Genomic DNA, 17,648 nt, shown 5'->3' on the forward strand with positions numbered 1-17,648 from the left:
TATCCGGCGGGAGGCAACAGCCCGCCGGATTTTCTTTGGGCCCAACCGTGCGAAGCAGCAGACGCTGAGCGCGCGGAAGGGCGTTCTTGTGACAATGCACCGGTTGCCTGTGGTTTTTTTACGGAAAGCCTCTGGCAGAATCGGCTGAGAAACGGTATCGGAATAAGCCCATGGCGCGATATATCTTCATCACCGGCGGCGTGGTTTCCTCACTCGGAAAAGGGATCGCCGCAGCAGCACTGGGTGCTTTGTTGCAGTCACGGGGTTACCGGGTCCGTCTGCGCAAGCTCGACCCCTATCTTAACGTCGATCCCGGAACGATGAGCCCGACCCAGCATGGCGAGGTGTTCGTCACCGATGACGGGGCGGAGACCGACCTCGATCTCGGTCACTACGAGCGCTTTACCGGCCGCTCGGCGACGAAGACCGACAACATCACCACCGGCCGCATCTACAAGAACATTCTCGACAAGGAACGGCGCGGCGACTATCTCGGCGCCACCGTCCAGGTCATTCCGCATGTGACCAACGAGATCAAGGAATTCGTTCTCGAGGGCAATGACGACTTCGATTTCGTGCTCTGCGAGATCGGCGGCACGGTGGGCGACATCGAGGCGATGCCGTTCATGGAGGCGATCCGCCAGCTCGGCAACGACCTGCCGCGCGGCAATGCCGTCTATGTCCACCTGACGCTGATGCCCTATATCCCGGCCGCCGGCGAGTTGAAAACCAAGCCGACGCAGCATTCGGTGAAGGAACTCCAGGCGCTCGGTATCCATCCCGACATCCTTCTGGTGCGCGCCGACCGCGAGATCCCGGAAGCCGAGCGGCGCAAGCTGTCGCTGTTCTGCAATGTCCGCTCCTCCGCCGTCATCCAGGCGCTCGATGTCTCCAACATCTACGACGTGCCGCTCGCCTATCACCGCGAGGGACTGGACGACGAAGTGCTGCACGCCTTCGGCATCGATCCCGCGCCCGTGCCGCGCATGGATGCATGGAAGAATGTCTGCGAGCGCATCCGCACGCCGGAAGGCGAGGTGACGATCGCCGTCGTCGGCAAATATACCGGCCTCAAGGATGCCTATAAATCGCTGATCGAAGCGCTCACCCATGGCGGCATCGCCAACCGGGTTAAGGTCAATCTGGAATGGATCGAGTCGGAGATCTTCGAGAAGGAAGACCCGTCGCCCTATCTGGAAAAGGTCCACGGCATTCTCGTGCCGGGCGGTTTCGGCGAGCGCGGCTCGGAAGGCAAGATCCGCGCTGCCCGCTTCGCCCGCACCCACAAGGTGCCGTATTTCGGCATTTGTTTCGGCATGCAGATGGCCGTTATCGAGGCGGCGCGCGATCTCGCTGGCATCAAGGACGCGTCATCGACCGAGTTCGACCGCAATGCGAGCGAACCCGTCGTCGGCCTGATGACCGAATGGGTAAAGGGCAATCAACTGGAAAAGCGCAGCGACCGGGACGATCTCGGCGGCACGATGCGGCTCGGCGCCTACAAGGCGCATCTGGGCGCAGACACCAAGATTGCCGAGATCTACGGCACGACGGAGATTTCCGAGCGTCACCGCCACCGCTACGAGGTCAATTTCGGCTATCGCGAGAAGCTCGAGGCCTGCGGCCTGGTCTTTTCTGGCACCTCGCCGGACGGCGTCCTGCCGGAGACGATCGAATATGCCGATCATCCGTGGTTCATCGGCGTACAGTATCACCCCGAGCTGAAGAGCCGCCCGCTGCAGCCGCACCCGCTGTTCTCGAGCTTCATTGCCGCCGCGCTGGAACAGAGCCGGCTCGTATAGCTCATTCGCGGTCGGGCGGAAACGCCTGGCCTCCGCGATGATGCGTCAGAGCGTATAGTTGGATCGGTCGGGCACCACTTACTCTCCGCCCGATCCGTCATGCCGGCGCGAGACCGGTGTGACAGTGTTTCACGCTGCAGGCGGAAAACCCTATCCACTCTTCCTGAAAACGTTCTGTCCGTGTCGGCAGGCTTCAGACCGAGGCTTCGGCCATCTTGCGGCGCAGAAGCGTTTCCATCGCATCCGCCGGCATTGGCCGGGCGAGCCAGTAGCCCTGAAGCGCGTCGCAGCCAAGATCGGTTAGGATGCGAGCGTGTTGCCGGGATTCGACGCCTTCGGCGATCACCCTGATATTCAACGTCTTTCCGATGTCGACGATCGATTTGACGATGGCGCGCTGATCATGCGAGCGGGTCAGCGGCAAAACCAGTTCCCGGGCGATTTTCAAGCCGTTCGGCGCCACCTTCAAGAGGCCGGTGATCGATGTGTAGCCGGTTCCGAAATCATCGACATCGATATTGATGCCGAGCCTGCGGATCTGTTTCAGATTGTAGGCGCTCACGTCGTCCTGCTGGTCGAGGAAGATCGACTCGAGAAGTTCGAAGGTCAGCGTGCCGGCGGGCAGTTCCGTGCGCTGCAGGGCGGGCACAAGCGCGGGATCGCTGAGGCGGTGAGGCGAGAGGTTGAGCGACAGTCGGGGCGGCGACAGCCCGTTGTCCCGCCAGTGGCGATGGTCTTCAAGCGCCTGGGCTAGAATGCTGGCATCGATGATGTTCATGATGTTGAGCGACTGCGCGAGCGGGATGAAGCTCGACGGCTCGCTGAAGCTGCCATCGGATTGGCGCCAGCGGGCCAGCGTCTCTATGCCCTGGATCTCGAATGTCTCGGCGTCATATTGCGGTTGATAGAAGGGGATAAAGTCGTTCTGCTCGATCGCCTGCATCAGCCGGTCCGAAGGCTTGCGGTCGACGACATCGGCAATGCGGATTCCGGGGGTGAAGAAGGCGGTCTGGCCGTGACCCCTCGATTTGGCATGCTTCAGCGCGTGGTCGCTGTCGCGCAGCATCGCGGCGGCGTCAGCCTTCTTGTTTCCCATCGTCGCGATGCCGATGCTCGCGGAAATCCGGACGCGCGCATCGTTGAGTGAGATCGGCTTTGCAAGTTCGAGCAGAACCCGTTTCGCCGTCTGCTCCAGCTTGTCCCTGCCGCCTTCATAGCTGATGATCATGGCGAATTCGTCTCCGCCCATGCGGGCGACGAAATCATTGTGCTTTGACATATCCAGAAGGGTCTGGGCCGCATGACAGAGCACGCGGTCGCCGGCGCCATGGCCATAGGTGCTGTTGATGCCCTTGAAGTCGTCGACGTCGATCTGCAGCAGCCCGACCTTAAGATCGGAGGCGGCGGCGATCGAGACCCGGCGTTCCAGCTCGTCTTCGAGAAAGCGGCGGTTGGGCAGGGCTGTGAGGTAGTCATGGAGCGCTGCATATTCGATGTCGGATTTCGCCCGGTCGAGTTCGAAATTGCGAGCCTCCGCCAGTTGCTTGGCGGTCACGAGGTCCTGACGGAGGCGCACTTCCTCCGTCACGTCCCAGTTAATGCCCACGATGGTTTCCTCGCCGTTTTCACCAAGATGGAGACGCACCAGATGGCGGACATGGCGCAGAGAGCCGTCATTTTCGCGGTAGATGCGGAATTCGGCTGAGACCGGGCCGCCGCCGGGGACGAGCTCCGACGAACGAGCAAGCGTGCGTTTCAGGTCTTCCGGGTGAACGAGGTCGAAGACCCTTTGAATGTCGAAGCTTTCCGGTTGGTCGTCGAAGCCGTAGATCTCGCAGATACGGGCATCGCCATAGACGGTGCCGGTGTTGCGGTCATGTTCGAACACGCCGATGCGCGAGGTTGTGAGCGCCATCTCCAGGCGTTGGCGCGTATGGGCGAGAAGGGCTTCGGCATTCTTGCGATCGGTGACGTCCTGATCCGTGCCGATGATGCGAGCAGGCCGGTTGTCGGGGAAATATTCCACCGCATCGCCGCGGCACTCGATCCAGATCCAGTGACCGTCGCAATGGCGCTCCCGGTATTCGAAGTTCATGTATCTGAGATCTCCGGCCTTCTGGCGCTCGATGGCATGAGCAACGAAATCCCGGTCCTCGGGGTGCACGAGCTGGAGCCATTGTTCCGTGCTGGAAAAAGGGGTGGCCCCGGTGGAGGCATAGCCGCGCATGGCTCGCCAGGTTTGGGAATAGAAGAATTCCTGCTTGCGGTAATTATGATCCCAGACACCCAGACCGGAGCTCACAAGCGCGTAATTCCAACGCCGCGCGCGTTCGCTTTCCAGGAGTTCGTGGCTTTTCTGGGCATGAATGTCGATGAAGTAGAAGAGCGCGCGTCGCGTTGCCTGCGGGTCCTCGTCCTTCAGAATGGTCGCAGCCACCAGCATCCAGCGCCAGGGGCCGTCCGGGCGCCTGCCGATGCGCATCTCGCGTTTCTGCTCGCGCCCGGAAATGCCCGATGTCGGGCCGATGAGACCGCGAAGCAGCGGGTGATCGTCCTTGTGAATCCATTCCAGAATGCTGTGACCGTCAGCCTTGATGCCGGGCATGATCGCTTCGAAATTCTGGTTGGTCGCGGTTATCGTATGGCCGTCGAGCTCCACGACCGCGACCGCCAGCGGCGACCGCTCGATCATCGCATTGGCCAGATCGGCCTCGCCCAACAAATCTGAGTTCCTCGTTTCCCTCGCCAAACGGTCATCCTTTCGGGGAGAACGGGCATTCGAAACGCTTTGTTCCCGCTGTCTCGAATGGATCGGGCCGCCACAACCCGGGTCCGCGCTCCATGGTACCAACATGCTTCCAGGCACGCATGAGCGTGCTCCAGACGAGTCAGTGTGATGGATGAAGGCAGAATGTCAATTCTATCCATAAGCACGGCGTGAAATTGCAGCCGTCCGGAACCGTCGGGCGCATGCCTCAGACCGAGCCGTCAGCGCAGTCCGGAGACGAAACGGCCGAACATCAGCGTGCCTTCGGGCCAGGGACCGAACCCCGCCTTGTCGTTGATATGGCCCGCTTCGCCCATGTCGTAGAAGTCCGCGCCCCAGGCGCCGGCAATGTCGCGGGCCGGCTCGAAACGGCCGAAGGGGTCGTTGCGGCTGGCGATCACAATTGTGGGAAAGGGCAGGGGCTCGCGCGGGTAAGGACCGAAGGTCATCATGTGTTTCGGCCTGACTTTCGGATTGTCGACCTCGGGCGGCGCGACGAAGAAGGCGCCGGCGACGCGATTCTGGAAATCCGGGATCGCCAGAACCGAGGTTGGAATGCCGAGCGAGTGGGCGACGAGCACCACCGGGCGTTCGGCGCGGTTCACTTCCTCGGCAAGCCTTGCCGTCCATTCCTCGCACACCGGCTTCGACCAGGCTTCCTGCTCGACGCGCCGGGCGGTGGACAATTTGCGCTCCCAGCGGCTTTGCCAGTGGTCCGGCCCGGCATTCTTGTAGCCGGGAACAATCAGGATTTCTGTTTCGGAAATCTTCATGGCGCTTCACATGATATTTCTTGGAGCGACGCCCGGCAGAAGCCGGACGCTGCGGATCGGGTTGCTGACTTTGGCCGCGATCAGCTTTCGCCGAAAACGCGGTTGAAGATCGTGTCGGCATGTTTGGTGTGATAGCCGAGGTCGAACTTCTCGCGGATCTGATCTTCCGTAAGTGCGGCTGTCACTTCGTCGTCGGCGAGCAGTTCCTCGAGGAAGTCCTTGCCTTCCTCCCAAACCTTCATGGCGTTGCGCTGGACCAGACGATAGGCATCCTCGCGCGAGACGCCGGCCTGGGTGAGCGCCAGGAGCACGCGCTGGGAATGCACCAGGCCGCGGAACTTGTTGAGATTGTCCATCATGTGGTCGGGATAGACCAGAAGCTTGTCGATCACGCCGGTGAGACGCGCCAGCGCGAAATCAAGCGTCACGGTGGCGTCGGGGCCGATCATGCGTTCGACGGAAGAATGCGAAATGTCGCGCTCGTGCCAGAGGGCGACGTTTTCCATTGCCGGCAGCGCATAGCCGCGCACCATGCGGGCGAGGCCGGTCAGGTTTTCCGTCAGCACCGGGTTGCGCTTGTGCGGCATGGCCGACGAGCCCTTCTGGCCGGGAGAGAAATATTCCTCCGCTTCCAGAACTTCCGTGCGCTGCAGGTGGCGGATTTCGATGGCGAGCCGTTCGACGGAGGAGGCGATCACGCCGAGCGTGGCAAAGAACATCGCGTGCCGGTCGCGCGGAATGACCTGGGTCGAGACCGCCTCCGGCTGCAGGCCCATGGCCTCGGCGACATGTTCCTCGACGCGCGGATCGATATTGGCGAAGGTTCCGACCGCGCCGGAAATGGCGCAGGTCGCGATTTCCTCGCGCGCGGCGACGAGGCGTGCCCGGCAGCGGTCGAACTCCGCATAGGCCTGGGCAAGCTTGATGCCGAACGTGGTCGGCTCGGCATGAATGCCGTGCGAGCGACCGATGGTGATCGTGTCCTTGTGCTCGAAGGCGCGGCGCTTCAGCGCGGCAAGCAGCCCGTCAAGATCGGCGAGCAGCAGGTCGCTTGCCCGCGTCAGCTGAACGTTGAAACAGGTATCGAGCACGTCCGAGGAGGTCATGCCCTGATGGACGAAGCGGGCATCCGGGCCGACGATTTCAGCAAGATGCGTAAGGAAGGCGATGACGTCATGCTTGGTCACGGCCTCGATCTCGTCGATGCGCGCGACGTCGAAAGTGGCGGCGTTGCCCTTTTCCCAGATCGTCTCGGCGGCGCTCTTCGGGATCACGCCGATCTCGGCCAGCGCGGTGCAGGCATGGGCCTCGATCTCGAACCAGATGCGGAACTTGGTTTCCGGCGACCAGATGTCTGTCATTTGCGGGCGGGAGTAGCGCGGTATCATCGGGTAAGGGATCCTTCTTAACGTCGTGCCGGCCAGTGTCTCAAGGCCTGACACGCTCTAGAGCATTTTTCCGGCAAAGGAAACGGCGCGGCCGCCCAAAATCGGGCGCTAAATGCGGACTATGGCCGGAATGGGACGGCGATCCAGCGGCCATCCGGCCCTTCGAAGCCATGCGAGAGCACGGTGATCAGCGCGACATGGACGGCATTGTCCGCGCCGCCGCCATAGGTCATCACCCCGCCAAGCCGGTAATCCGTCGGACAGTTGCGGCTTGTCGGAATGCGACTGTCCTCATGGATTGTCCGGCTTTCGCCGTCGGGACCGGTATAGGCGAGCCGGAACCCTTGCGCATCCTGGGTGATGGCGGCGCAGGCCGAGATCGGATCGAGCGCGAAGGTTTCCAGCGAAAGCGTTCCGACCGGCGAGAGGTTGGGGTGCGAACGATAGCGGATCGTCTGGCCGTCGCCTTCGACTTCTTCCGTGACCGGGTTGAAGGCGGCGAGCCAGCCGGGATGGGCCAGCAGGTTGTAGTCCTGGATCAGCGGCAGTGCTTCGCCGACGGCAAGGCCGCGCACGGAACTGATGGTCGCGTTCTCGTCTTCCTCGCGCACGCGGAACGGCGTCTCGTCGAGAAAGGCGTCGCGTTCGGTATCGATGAAGAAGATGTTCGAATAGGGAAAGCCGGAGCCGTCTTCCACGCCGAACTCCTCGAAGGCGAAGACGCTGCCGTCCTCGGAAAAGCCGAGCGGCGTGAAAGTGGCGAAATCGCCGGCTGCTGCACCAACGGCCGAAAGGCCGAACAGCGACGCAAGGGTTATGCGTGGCAGGAACTGAGGCATTGCTGTTTCCTCCCTTTCTTTCCGGGCCGGCCTATTGTTCGCCGGCGCGCAGGGCCTCCATCGGCGGGCGGTAGCTGCCCTCGACCGCCTTTCCGAAGATCGCGGATCCGGCGACCAGCACATTCGCGCCCGCTTTCGTGACGGTGCCGACCGTATCGGGCGCGATCCCGCCATCGACCTCGAGATCGATCGGCCGGTCGCCGATCAGGGCATTGGCCTGCTCGATCTTGTCGAGTGTGGCGGGAATGAATTTCTGGCCGCCAAAGCCCGGATTGACGGTCATGATCAGAATCAGGTCGAGATCGTCAATCACGTGTTCGATCATCGATACGGGGGTCGCCGGATTGAGCGCGACGCCCGCCTTCTTGCCGAGATTGCGGATCGTCTGCAGCGAGCGGTGCAGATGCGGGCCGGCTTCCTGATGCACGGTGATGATGTCGCAGCCTGCGTCGGCGAAGGCCTCGATATAGGGATCGGCGGGCGCTATCATCAGGTGACAGTCGAAAACCGCGTCGGTGTGACGGCGCAGCGCCTTCACCACCGGCGGTCCGAAGGTGATGTTCGGCACGAAATGGCCGTCCATGATGTCGAGATGGACCCAGTCGGCGCCATCGGCGACAACGGCCCTGACATCCTGGCCGAGATCGGAGAAATCGGCCGAAAGGATGGACGGTGCGATACGCAGGGGACGTTTCACTTCTTCATTCCTCAATGCTGGCCCATCGGGCCCATTTCCTCACATATTGCCGTTTTTCAGACCTGGCCGGTCTTTTCTGTTCCTTACTGTCGTTCGCTGTCGAAGACGGGAACGAACGCGCCATTCTGCCAGCGCAGCAGAAAGAACGGGTTGTCGGAAAGCTCGTGCGCGGCCGTGAAGCTGACGGGCCCGATCGCTGTCATGAAGCTGTTGTTCAAAAGCGCCGCGTCAATTCCGTTGCCGGCATCTTCGGCCGCCAGAAGCGCCTGGCTGGCAAGTTCGACGGCGGCCGCGCCGGGAATGACGTAGCCCTCGGGCACAACCGCCTCCGCGCGGGCCGCCTCGGCCAGGTCGGCTGCGGGAGGAAGCTCTCCATATTCCGGCAGCGCCATCGCCAGAACGCCGTCTGCGAGCGGAGGATTGGTGCGCGCGGCGCGCAACCCGTCATCGCCAAGGAGCGTCAGGGGTGCGCCTTGCTCGCGCGCGTCGCGGGCGATGATCGCCACATCGCCGCGCGTGCCGCCGACGAGTACATGCGTCGCGCCAGCCTGGGAAAGGCGTCGGACGAGCGACAATTGCTGCTGCTGGGCGGGGCGGAAGGTATCGATGAAGACCGGCTCGAGCCCGCGCGCCTCGATGGCGTTGCGCACCGCATTGATAAGCTCGCGATAGTAGATCGTGCCGTCATCGACCAGCGCTACCGGCCGATCGACCCACTCGCTCATGATCAGATCCACGATCGCATCCACCTGGTCCTGGCGGTTCGGCGCCATGCGGTAGAGCGGCCAGCCATTGTCGCGCGCGTCCGCCATCAGCGGCAGGGAACGGACGGAAACCGTGACGGCCGGAATGCCGGCAGCGGCAAGGCCGGGCAGGGCGCCGCGCAGGGTTTCGCTGCAGAAGAAGCCGACGGCGATCGCGACCCCGGCATCTTCGAGCGCCTCGGCAACGCCGTCGCCGCTTCCATCTTCGCAGCTTTCATCAACGACGGTCAGTTCCACGCCGAGACCGCGCGCGGCAAGTCCCGCGCCATCGAGCATCTGGGCGCCGAGCACTGCGTAATCACCGCTCACGGGGGCCACAACGCCGATACTGCCCTGCTGGGCATTGGCAGGCGTGGCGGCACTGAAGGACAGCGCGGCAAGGGCAAGGAAAGCCTTAAATAATCTCATGATGGCGGGTCTGGTTCTCACTCTGGCGCGTTAACAAGAGTCATACCCCTTGCCAGAGACAGGGGCAACGCCGTAAGTACCCCGACCAAGAGATGAAGGGACGCTTTTTGTCTATTTCACCAGATCACCGGTATCGCGATCACCATGCATGATGAACACCCATTTTCCCGCGCCTATCGCGATGCGATGGCCCGTTTCGCCGGCCATGTCCAGATTGTGACCACGGCCTCCGGCGGGGCGATGCGCGGCGTCACGGCGACTGCCTGCTGCTCGGTGTCGGACGATCCGCCGACCGTTCTTGCCTGTGTGAACCGCTTCAACCCGAAAAACGAGATCTTCCTTGAAAGCGGCAATTTCGCGCTCAATACGCTCGGCGCCCGCCACAAGCCGCTTTCGGACGCCTTTTCCGGCCTTGGCGGCCTGTCCACTGAAGAACGCTTCGCCATGGGCGACTGGTCCTTTGACGGTTCCGGGGCGCCTGTGTTGAACGACGCGCTCGCCAGTTTTGATTGCCGCCTGGTCGAGGCGAAGGAAATGTCGACCCACTGGATCCTGATCGGAGAGGTCGTCAAAACCCGTTGCGGCGACGAGGATGAGGCGCTGATGTATTACCGGCGTGCATACCGGACCCTGTAGGCGTCACATAAATGTCCAAAAAATAGGCTTGACTAAAAAAGCGGCTTGCGGTAGGTCTGAATACATACTGAATTCCTATTATAAGACTTCTCCGTATTGCTTTTGGATGAAGGTGAATTCACTGTAATCCTATTCAATTCTTATCAAACGAACCGTTTGCCAGCACAATTAGGGCCGCGCTTCACTCCCAGGAAGTGCGGCTCTTTCTCGTTTGCCTGTATCTGTTTGAGGGTGACCGCGTCATCCCGTGCGTGCGATGCAGCGGCTGTCAGGGGATGGCAGTCAGCTGTATGTCTCGGTCAGGCTTGAGAGGTTGGTGCCTGCCGGACCTTGCAGGGACAAACGAAAAGAGCGGTTTCGTCCTTTCGTGAAGGCGAAACCGCTCTGGAGATCAGACGCCCGAGCGATGTCAGCTTTTCGCGCCGATCAGCATGAAGGCTGGAATATCGTCGCCGAAGCCGACGGGGGTCGGATCGTCGTCACGGTCGCGGCGGCGCGAGCGCTTGCGGTCATCATTGGCGGGCTTGCCGCCGGCGGCCTTGCCGTTCGGGGCATTTGCAGGCTTTGCAGCGCGGTTGTCCTGCTGAGGCGCGGCCTTCGGCTCGCTTTTGCTCTCGGAGGAGGTGTCCTGCTTCCTGGCGCCACGGCGCGCGCGCGGCGCCGGCTTCTCGCTGGCTTCTTCCGCTGCGTGAGAGGAGGGCGGACCGTCAACCCAGTCGATCTTGCGGTCGATCAGCTTTTCGATCGCGTCGACGAACTTGGAATCCTTCGCCGTGGCGATAGTGAACGCCTTGCCCTTGCGTCCTGCGCGGCCGGTCCGGCCGATACGGTGCACATAGTCTTCCGCATGGATCGGCACATCGTAATTGAAGACATGGCTGACATCGGGAATGTCGAGACCGCGGGCGGCGACATCGGAAGCCACCAGCAGCGGCAGCTTTCCGTCGCGGAAATTCTGCAGGATCGTCGTGCGTGAATGCTGGTCCATGTCGCCATGCAACGCGCCGCAGGCATATTCATGGCGCTGCAGCGATCGCAGCAGATCGGCCACCGACTTCTTCCTGTTGCAGAAGATGATCGCGTTTTTCAGGTCATCCTGCTGGTCGATGATCGAGCGCAGCGTCTCGCGCTTTTCGTAGTCCTTCGCCTTCGAGGCGACGAGCTTCTGCTCGACAGTCGCGGCGGTGGAAGACGGCGGAGCGACTTCGACGCGGGCCGGATTCTGCAGGAACCGGTCGGCCAGCTTCTGGATTTCCGGCGGCATGGTGGCGGAGAAGAACAGGGTCTGGCGCGTGAACGGAATGAGCTTGGCGATCCGCTCGATATCGGGGATGAAGCCCATGTCGAGCATGCGATCGGCCTCGTCGATGACGAAGATCTCGACGCCGGTCATCAGGAGCTTGCCGCGTTCGGTATGGTCGAGCAGGCGTCCGGGGGTGGCGATCAGCACGTCGGCGCCGCGCTCGATCTTGCGGTCCTGCTCATCGAAGGAAACGCCGCCGATCAGAAGGGCGACGTTGAGCTTGTGATTCTTGCCGTATTTTTCGAAATTCTCGGCCACCTGGGCCGCCAGTTCCCGGGTCGGCTCGAGAATGAGCGTGCGCGGCATGCGGGCGCGGGCGCGTCCGCGCTCCAGAAGCGTAAGCATCGGCAGCACGAAAGAGGCGGTCTTGCCTGTGCCGGTCTGTGCAATGCCGCAGACATCGCGGCGGGTCAGGGCGTGCGGAATGGCGCCTGCCTGAATGGGCGTCGGTTCGCTATAGCCAGCTTCGGTCACAGCGGAAAGTACTTTGGGGCTGAGCCCAAGATCTGAGAATGAGGTCAAAGGGAAACGTGTTCCGTGTTGTCGTTGACAAATAGACGGATCCTGGCCGCCTTCGCTTTTACGAGGGCGGGATAGTATCAAACGGCGCGAGAGTCAAGAAAAGCCCGGAAGTGTCGGGGCTTCCGGGCTCTTTTCACATCGATTTTCTGGCAATCGCGGGAGCGGACTCGTCAGTCCTGGCCCTTGACGGCGTCAAGAACCGTCTCCGCGTGGCCGTCGACCTTGACCTTGCGCCAGGCCTTCTTGATGATGCCGTCCGGTCCGATCAGGAAGGTCGAACGTTCTATCCCCATGAATTTGCGGCCATACATGCTCTTTTCCTTCCAGACCCCATAGGCTTCCGCGACCGCGTGGTCCTCGTCGGAGCCGAGCAGGACCGAAAGCTCGTGCTTCTTCTCGAAACGGGCATGGCTTTGAAGCGTATCGGGCGAGACGCCGATGACGATCGCACCGGCTTTCTCGAATTCGCCGGCAAGGGCGGAAAAGGCGATCGCCTCAACCGTGCAGCCCTTGGTGTCGTCCTTGGGGTAGAAATAAAGCACGATCGATCTGCCTTCGGCATCGGCCTGCGAGAATGTCTCTCCCTCGGCAACGGAGATGGAAAAATCCGGGGTCTTCTCGCCTTCTGTCACTTCGCTCATCGGAAACACTCCTCGTTCATATCATGTTCAAGTCGAATTCTTGATATATGGCTTTGGGCAAAGTCTGTCTGCGCCGATTGTCTGCTTGCCAGCCGCGTGCGTCATCGTGATTATCATAGCCGTGCTTGAAGGGATTCGCGCCGAATATCCTTTTGATCACGAATATATTATTCGTCGGGGCGAATTTGAACGACAAGAACGACAAAGACTTTTTTGTTCGCGGGCAGCGCACGCGGTTCAGCCGGCGCGAGCGCGTCGCGCTTCACCGTCTGCCGTCGGCGCAGACCAGCGATCCGCATATCGTCCACACGCGTCCCCATCACAAGTTTTCTCATGCCTGCGCCCGGTTGTTCCTGCTCTTCGTGCTCGGCTTCGCCATCATCCTTGCGGCGGTCTTCTATGTCATCGAAAGCGGATCTCTGGACCGCTTTCTCGCCTCCAAGGCCAATGAGCAGATCCGCGCGGCCATGCCGGACGGCTATCATGCCAGCATCGAGGCGGCGGCGCTCAGGGTCGGCGGCGGCCTGTCACTGCGGCTCAATGTCAGCGGTGTGAACCTCTTCGGCCCGTCCGAAAAGGAGATTGCCTCCATCGGCGTCCTGAGCTTCGCCATCGATCCGGTCAGCCTCGCGCGCGGCCAGATCTCCGTGAACGCGGTCCTTGCCGACGATATCGACGTCGATGCTTCCGCATTGCCCTCGACCGGCACGTTTCGCCTTACCGACCATCGCGTCGACAGCCTGCCGATACTGGTGGAGCAGATCTTCACCCAGACCGATTTCGCGCGCGGCATCCTCAGCGCAGCCGAAACGCAGACGATCCAGCTCAGCGACATTCAGTTTCCCGTCGGCAGCGCCTCGCCCGGCAGAACCGTCTCCGTCGATATCCGCGAGGTCAATCTGAACCTCCTGCCCGATGGCGTGCTAAGGGTCGATGGCGCAGTCTCGCTGGACGGCACGGCCACGGGATTCACGCTCGAGGCGATTGCGGATCGCGGCCGAACGAAAAACCTTCAGGCCGAGATCAGCAATGTCAAGCTGACGCCGTTCCTGCTGCAGGAAAACAACGAGGGCGAGGCGATGATGGGGGTCGAGGGAACCGCCGACATGGCAATCGCCCTGGCGCGCGCCGCCCCGGGCGGCCTGCCGGAGGTGGTGGCCGAGTTCGATGTGGCAAAGGGCCGCTTCGTGGCCGATTCGATTGCGCGCGCCTTTTCCGACGCACGCCTCAATCTTACCTACGATACGGATAAGCAGTCGCTGGAGCTGACGGATTCGTCGATCGATTTTGACGGGAGCCGCTTCCCCTTCACAGCCGGCATCATGGATCTCGACCGCTTCCGGCCTGGCGCCGAGGAAGCCGGCTATGCGCTCGACGTCCTGGTGCGCGGCGGGCGGTTCAAATCGCGCGAGCCGGGCCTTCCGCCGCTGATCTTCGACGCCAAGTTCACCGGCGAATACCAGACCGACAATCCGCGCCTGCTTCTGGACAACATTGCCGTCAGCTCTCCGCAGGGCATCATGGCTGCTTCCTTCAAGGCCGTCTTCGGCAATGCGACGAGCCCGGAACTTTCCTTCGGCGCGCGGGTCGAACGGATGGATACGGAAGCGGTCAAACAGCTCTGGCCATTCTGGATCGCGCGAAAGCCGCGAGAATGGGTCAGCCGCAATCTGCATGGCGGCGTCGTCACCAATGGCGACATCGCCGTCTATCTTCCCGCCGGACGGATCGAGGGGCAGGGCGTTCCCGTCAATCTCGACGAGACCGAGCTCAACATCGCCTTCGACATCGATGATACCCGCATCACCCTCAACGACAAGTTTCCCGACGTGAACCGCAGCGATGCGCGGGTGGAGATTATGGGCGAAAGCGTCGATGTCGAGATCGAGGAGGGCACGCTTTCGATCGCCAAGGGCCGGACGATCACGCTTCGCGAGGGAACCTTCGCCATTGCCGACAGCTTTGCCAAACCGCTGACGGGCGAAGTGGACGTGATGCTCGCCGGCAAGGTTCGCGACCTCGTGGAACTGGCCGCCGCGCCTCCGATCAACGCGCTGAAGGGTCTGGATTTCACGCCCGATGATTTCGCCGGCATGGCGGAGGTCAACGTCAAGGCGCGCTTCCCGCTGGATGAGCCAGGCCCGCTGCCGCCGACCTGGAGCGTGGCGGCCGATATCAGCGAGGGCAAGCTGGCGAAGCCGGTGAGCGGCTACACGGTGGCCGATCTTTCGGGCCTCCTGGAAATCGTACCCGACCGGCTTGCCTTCGAGGGGACGGGCACCGCCAATGGCGTGCCGCTCGATATCGAATGGGCCGAACCGCTTGGCGCCAATTCGAAATCGGAATCGGTGCTCTGGCTTGCGGCCGATCTCGACGACTCCGAGCGCGAGAAACTGGCGCCAGGGCTTGGCAGCTACGTCAACGGCCCGATTTCGATGTCCGTCGAAAACGAACCCGAGGGAAGCCGCGTGACGCTCGACCTGCGCAGGACGGTCCTCTCCCTGCCATGGATGGGTTGGAAGAAGCCGAGTGGCACACCGGCGACGCTCAGCTTCCGGCTGGACGATGAAAACAAGGACGGACTAACGATCCTTGAAGACCTGCAGCTTTCGGGAAGCGGGCTTTCGGCGCACGGCAGCGTCACGCTCGACAAGGACGGACTGCTTTCGACGACGCTCACCCATGTCGCCCTGACCAAGGGTGACGATGTCAACATCGCCATTCAGCGCGAGCAACAGGGCCTGGATGTCGTTGTGACGGGACGGAGCTTCATGGCCAGTCCGCTTCTCGATCACCTGAGCGCGAGCGATGACGAAAGCGGTGAAAAGGGTGGCAACGACAATGCGCGCGTTCACTTCGATATAGCGCGCGTGACCGGCGAGGGCGGCCGGCAGCTTTCCTCCGCCGCCGGCGACCTTCTGGTCAGGAGCGGTGATGTTGTTTCCGGCTCATTATCGGCGACGACGGCGACGGGACAGCCCCTGACGCTCAAGCTCGGCATCGACGGCGGTAAAAAGACGGTCTCGCTTGCGACGTCCGGGACCGGCGCGCTGCTGCGCTTCCTCGGCGTATATCAGAAGATGACAGGTGGCACGCTCGACCTCAACCTTGTCGAAACCGCTTCGGGCTGGCGCGGATTGCTCAACCTCACCGAGTTTCGCCTGATCAACGATCAGCAGCTCAAGCGCCTTCTGTCCTCGCCGACGGGCTCAAACGGCAAGAGCCTGAACGCGACCTATCGCAACCAGATCAACGAATCCGAACAGCGTTTCCAGCGCGGCCAGGCCGTGATCGACATCTCGGACGGAGTTCTGCAGGTCTCCGACGCCTTCGTGCGCGGTGACCAGGTGGGCGCGACCTTCAAGGGCGTGGTGCGCGACGCGGCCGGCAATATCGACATGACCGGCACGTTCATGCCCGCTTACGGGCTGAACCGGATCTTCGCGGAAATCCCGATCTTCGGTCCGCTTCTGGGCAATGGCAACGACAAGGGTCTTTTCGGCATCACCTTCAAGCTGACCGGCAAGACGGCGGATCCCGACCTGGTGGTCAATCCGCTTTCGGCGATCGCGCCCGGCGTCTTCCGCAAGATCTTCGAGTTTCAGTAGAGGCGGAAACTATCTGGCCAGGAAAAGGGGGGTGGGGCCATCCCGGCGACCCGTCCTGTCGTGCAATCAACGCTCTGCTGCGAACATGAAGTCGGCTTGCAACAATTCCGCCGAGCCGGGATCGTCCCAACCATCCCCGACAAGGACTACCCGGTAGCCGAGGCCCGCCATCACTGACAGGACATCATGGGCGGGCGGTTCGCTGGAATAGACGGAACGAAATGACACCTCCAACTGAATAAGCGGGATACGGCGCAAACACCCAAGTGCACCCCGTATTACCGGCAATTCAAAGCCCTGTGTGTCGACTTTCAGAAACGTACGATCGTTTGGGCGGATCAGTTCCTCGAAAATGCTATCCAGCCTTCGAACCTGTACCTCCTCCTGCGCGACACATCGGATAGAGGATTCGATATCGATTGACCATTGTTTGGCCTCGAGCAGTGAACTGCTGAATGAGTTCTCCGATACATTGATCACCGCAGTGTCGTTGAACTCGCCCAACGCAAGCTGCATTGTCGTCCATTCGGCATCAGATTCTGCTGCCTCGCTCAAGGTCGCGAAGGCGTTATTTGTCGGTTCAAAGGAAATGATACGTCCTGCATAGCCGTTCGCTCGCAACTCCTGAGCAAACTGGCCCGCATTTGCGCCAACGTCCAGTACAACATTGACGTCTCGTTTCTCTAGAATCTGCATTCGACGCTGAATAGGGTTCATTCGTGTCCTCCTGAAACACGTCTCTGTCACTTGTCGCGTGTAGCCAAACGTTCGGCGGCGCGCTCGCTGGCGGAGCGACGGCTCGACTGGAACATGTGGAGGCGCGCGCGCACGCTGTCGAGGATTTCCGGCGGCGCGGTCTTCGGCGTGCCGCAGCGATAGGGCGGTTCCGGATCATATTCCATCTGCAACTGGATCTGCTGGGCGGTCGTCTTGTCCATCAGGTTCTCGACCACGCGCAGCGCGAAATCTATGCCCGAGGTGACCCCCGCGCCGGTGATCCGGTTGCGGTCCATGACGACGCGCTCTTCCACCGGGATCGCGCCGAACAGAGACAATTGGTCGACCGAGGACCAGTGCGAGGTGGCGCGGTAACCCTTCAAGAGGCCGGCCGCGCCCAGCACCAGCGAACCGGTGCATACCGCGGTGACCAGCTTGCAGCCGGGCGCGATGCGGCGCAGGAAGTTCAGCGTCTCGTCGTCATCCATCAGGGCGATCTGGCCGGGGCCGCCGGGAACGCAGATGATGTCGAGCTTTTGGCACTGTCCGAACGTGGTATTAGGCAGGATGCGCATACCGCGGTCGACGATGACGGGGTCGAGATTCTTCCACAGGAACTTGATCTCGGTGCCGGGCATCCGGTTCAGGACATCGGCAGGCCCGAACAGATCAAGCTGCGTCAGGCCGGGATACATGATGAAGCCGACGGTAAGCGAATCGGAACTTGAAGGCATATTGTCCTCGTTCAGGGTGAAGCCGCAAAGCCAAATCGATTAGAATCTG

General features: G+C 61.7%; 13 protein-coding genes. 3 read left to right on the plus strand and 10 right to left on the minus strand.

Going from position 1 to position 17,648, the window contains the following annotated elements; translation table 11 throughout:
• The first annotated feature begins 170 nt into the window (after positions 1-170).
• Positions 171-1,802: a CTP synthase gene (gene pyrG, locus GGR30_RS07890; protein WP_183484464.1), complete on the plus strand. Its 1,632-nt coding sequence runs from the start codon at positions 171-173 to the stop codon at positions 1,800-1,802.
• Positions 1,803-1,995: 193 nt separating this feature from the next.
• On the opposite strand, the gene GGR30_RS07895 is transcribed toward pyrG, so the two are convergent.
• The 6 genes from GGR30_RS07895 to GGR30_RS07920 all read right to left on the minus strand — a co-directional run bounded on the left by GGR30_RS07895 (position 1,996) and on the right by GGR30_RS07920 (position 9,438).
• Positions 1,996-4,521, minus strand: a complete 2,526-nt coding sequence (locus GGR30_RS07895) for a sensor domain-containing protein (RefSeq protein WP_183484468.1) — start codon at positions 4,519-4,521, stop codon at positions 1,996-1,998.
• A 269-nt stretch (positions 4,522-4,790) separates the two neighbouring features.
• On the minus strand, positions 4,791-5,342 hold the full coding sequence (locus GGR30_RS07900; protein ID WP_183484471.1) for an RBBP9/YdeN family alpha/beta hydrolase: 552 nt from the start codon (positions 5,340-5,342) through the stop codon (positions 4,791-4,793).
• An 80-nt stretch (positions 5,343-5,422) separates the two neighbouring features.
• Positions 5,423-6,730, minus strand: coding sequence for an adenylosuccinate lyase (gene purB / locus GGR30_RS07905; protein WP_183484474.1), 1,308 nt, complete (start codon positions 6,728-6,730; stop codon positions 5,423-5,425).
• Between the two features lie 119 nt (positions 6,731-6,849).
• Entirely contained in the window at positions 6,850-7,569 is a 720-nt protein-coding gene (locus GGR30_RS07910; RefSeq protein WP_183484477.1) for a DUF2259 domain-containing protein, read from the minus strand.
• A gap of 31 nt (positions 7,570-7,600) precedes the next feature.
• Positions 7,601-8,266: a ribulose-phosphate 3-epimerase gene (rpe, locus tag GGR30_RS07915; protein WP_183484480.1), complete on the minus strand. Its 666-nt coding sequence runs from the start codon at positions 8,264-8,266 to the stop codon at positions 7,601-7,603.
• Positions 8,267-8,349: 83 nt separating this feature from the next.
• Positions 8,350-9,438, minus strand: a complete 1,089-nt coding sequence (locus tag GGR30_RS07920) for a branched-chain amino acid ABC transporter substrate-binding protein (RefSeq protein WP_183484483.1) — start codon at positions 9,436-9,438, stop codon at positions 8,350-8,352.
• A gap of 144 nt (positions 9,439-9,582) precedes the next feature.
• Here GGR30_RS07920 and GGR30_RS07925 point away from each other — a divergent pair, with 144 nt between their 5' ends.
• Positions 9,583-10,074, plus strand: coding sequence for a flavin reductase family protein (locus GGR30_RS07925; protein ID WP_183484486.1), 492 nt, complete (start codon positions 9,583-9,585; stop codon positions 10,072-10,074).
• 409 nt (positions 10,075-10,483) lie between these two features.
• Here the strand turns inward: GGR30_RS07925 and GGR30_RS07930 are convergent, their stop codons facing one another.
• Both GGR30_RS07930 and GGR30_RS07935 read right to left on the minus strand, forming a co-directional pair.
• Positions 10,484-11,899, minus strand: coding sequence for a DEAD/DEAH box helicase (locus GGR30_RS07930; protein ID WP_183484489.1), 1,416 nt, complete (start codon positions 11,897-11,899; stop codon positions 10,484-10,486).
• 170 nt (positions 11,900-12,069) lie between these two features.
• Positions 12,070-12,540 carry a peroxiredoxin gene (locus GGR30_RS07935; protein ID WP_183484491.1) on the minus strand — a complete coding sequence of 157 codons (471 nt, stop codon included), beginning with the start codon at positions 12,538-12,540 and terminating at the stop codon, positions 12,070-12,072.
• Positions 12,541-12,725: 185 nt separating this feature from the next.
• On the opposite strand from GGR30_RS07935, the gene GGR30_RS07940 reads away from it, so the two are divergent.
• Positions 12,726-16,148: a YhdP family protein gene (locus GGR30_RS07940; protein WP_183484494.1), complete on the plus strand. Its 3,423-nt coding sequence runs from the start codon at positions 12,726-12,728 to the stop codon at positions 16,146-16,148.
• A gap of 66 nt (positions 16,149-16,214) precedes the next feature.
• Here GGR30_RS07940 and GGR30_RS07945 read toward each other — a convergent pair whose 3' ends face one another.
• On the minus strand, positions 16,215-16,865 hold the full coding sequence (locus GGR30_RS07945; RefSeq protein WP_183484497.1) for an FkbM family methyltransferase: 651 nt from the start codon (positions 16,863-16,865) through the stop codon (positions 16,215-16,217).
• A gap of 26 nt (positions 16,866-16,891) precedes the next feature.
• Positions 16,892-17,599: a DJ-1/PfpI family protein gene (locus GGR30_RS07950; RefSeq protein WP_183484500.1), complete on the minus strand. Its 708-nt coding sequence runs from the start codon at positions 17,597-17,599 to the stop codon at positions 16,892-16,894.
• Between the last annotated feature and the right edge of the window lie 49 nt (positions 17,600-17,648).

It is taken from the genome of Martelella radicis (assembly GCF_014196625.1).
Taxonomy (GTDB): Bacteria; Pseudomonadota; Alphaproteobacteria; order Rhizobiales; family Rhizobiaceae; genus Martelella; species Martelella radicis.

Coding starts and splice junctions, on each gene's coding strand:
- pyrG (WP_183484464.1), top strand. CDS start 171: ATGGCGCGATATATCTTCATCACCGGCGGCGTGGTTTCCTCACTCGGA.
- GGR30_RS07945 (WP_183484497.1), bottom strand. CDS start 16,865: ATGAACCCTATTCAGCGTCGAATGCAGATTCTAGAGAAACGAGACGTC.
- GGR30_RS07900 (WP_183484471.1), bottom strand. CDS start 5,342: ATGAAGATTTCCGAAACAGAAATCCTGATTGTTCCCGGCTACAAGAAT.
- GGR30_RS07935 (WP_183484491.1), bottom strand. CDS start 12,540: ATGAGCGAAGTGACAGAAGGCGAGAAGACCCCGGATTTTTCCATCTCC.
- GGR30_RS07910 (WP_183484477.1), bottom strand. CDS start 7,569: ATGCCTCAGTTCCTGCCACGCATAACCCTTGCGTCGCTGTTCGGCCTT.
- GGR30_RS07920 (WP_183484483.1), bottom strand. CDS start 9,438: ATGAGATTATTTAAGGCTTTCCTTGCCCTTGCCGCGCTGTCCTTCAGT.
- GGR30_RS07925 (WP_183484486.1), top strand. CDS start 9,583: ATGCATGATGAACACCCATTTTCCCGCGCCTATCGCGATGCGATGGCC.
- GGR30_RS07950 (WP_183484500.1), bottom strand. CDS start 17,599: ATGCCTTCAAGTTCCGATTCGCTTACCGTCGGCTTCATCATGTATCCC.
- purB (WP_183484474.1), bottom strand. CDS start 6,730: ATGATACCGCGCTACTCCCGCCCGCAAATGACAGACATCTGGTCGCCG.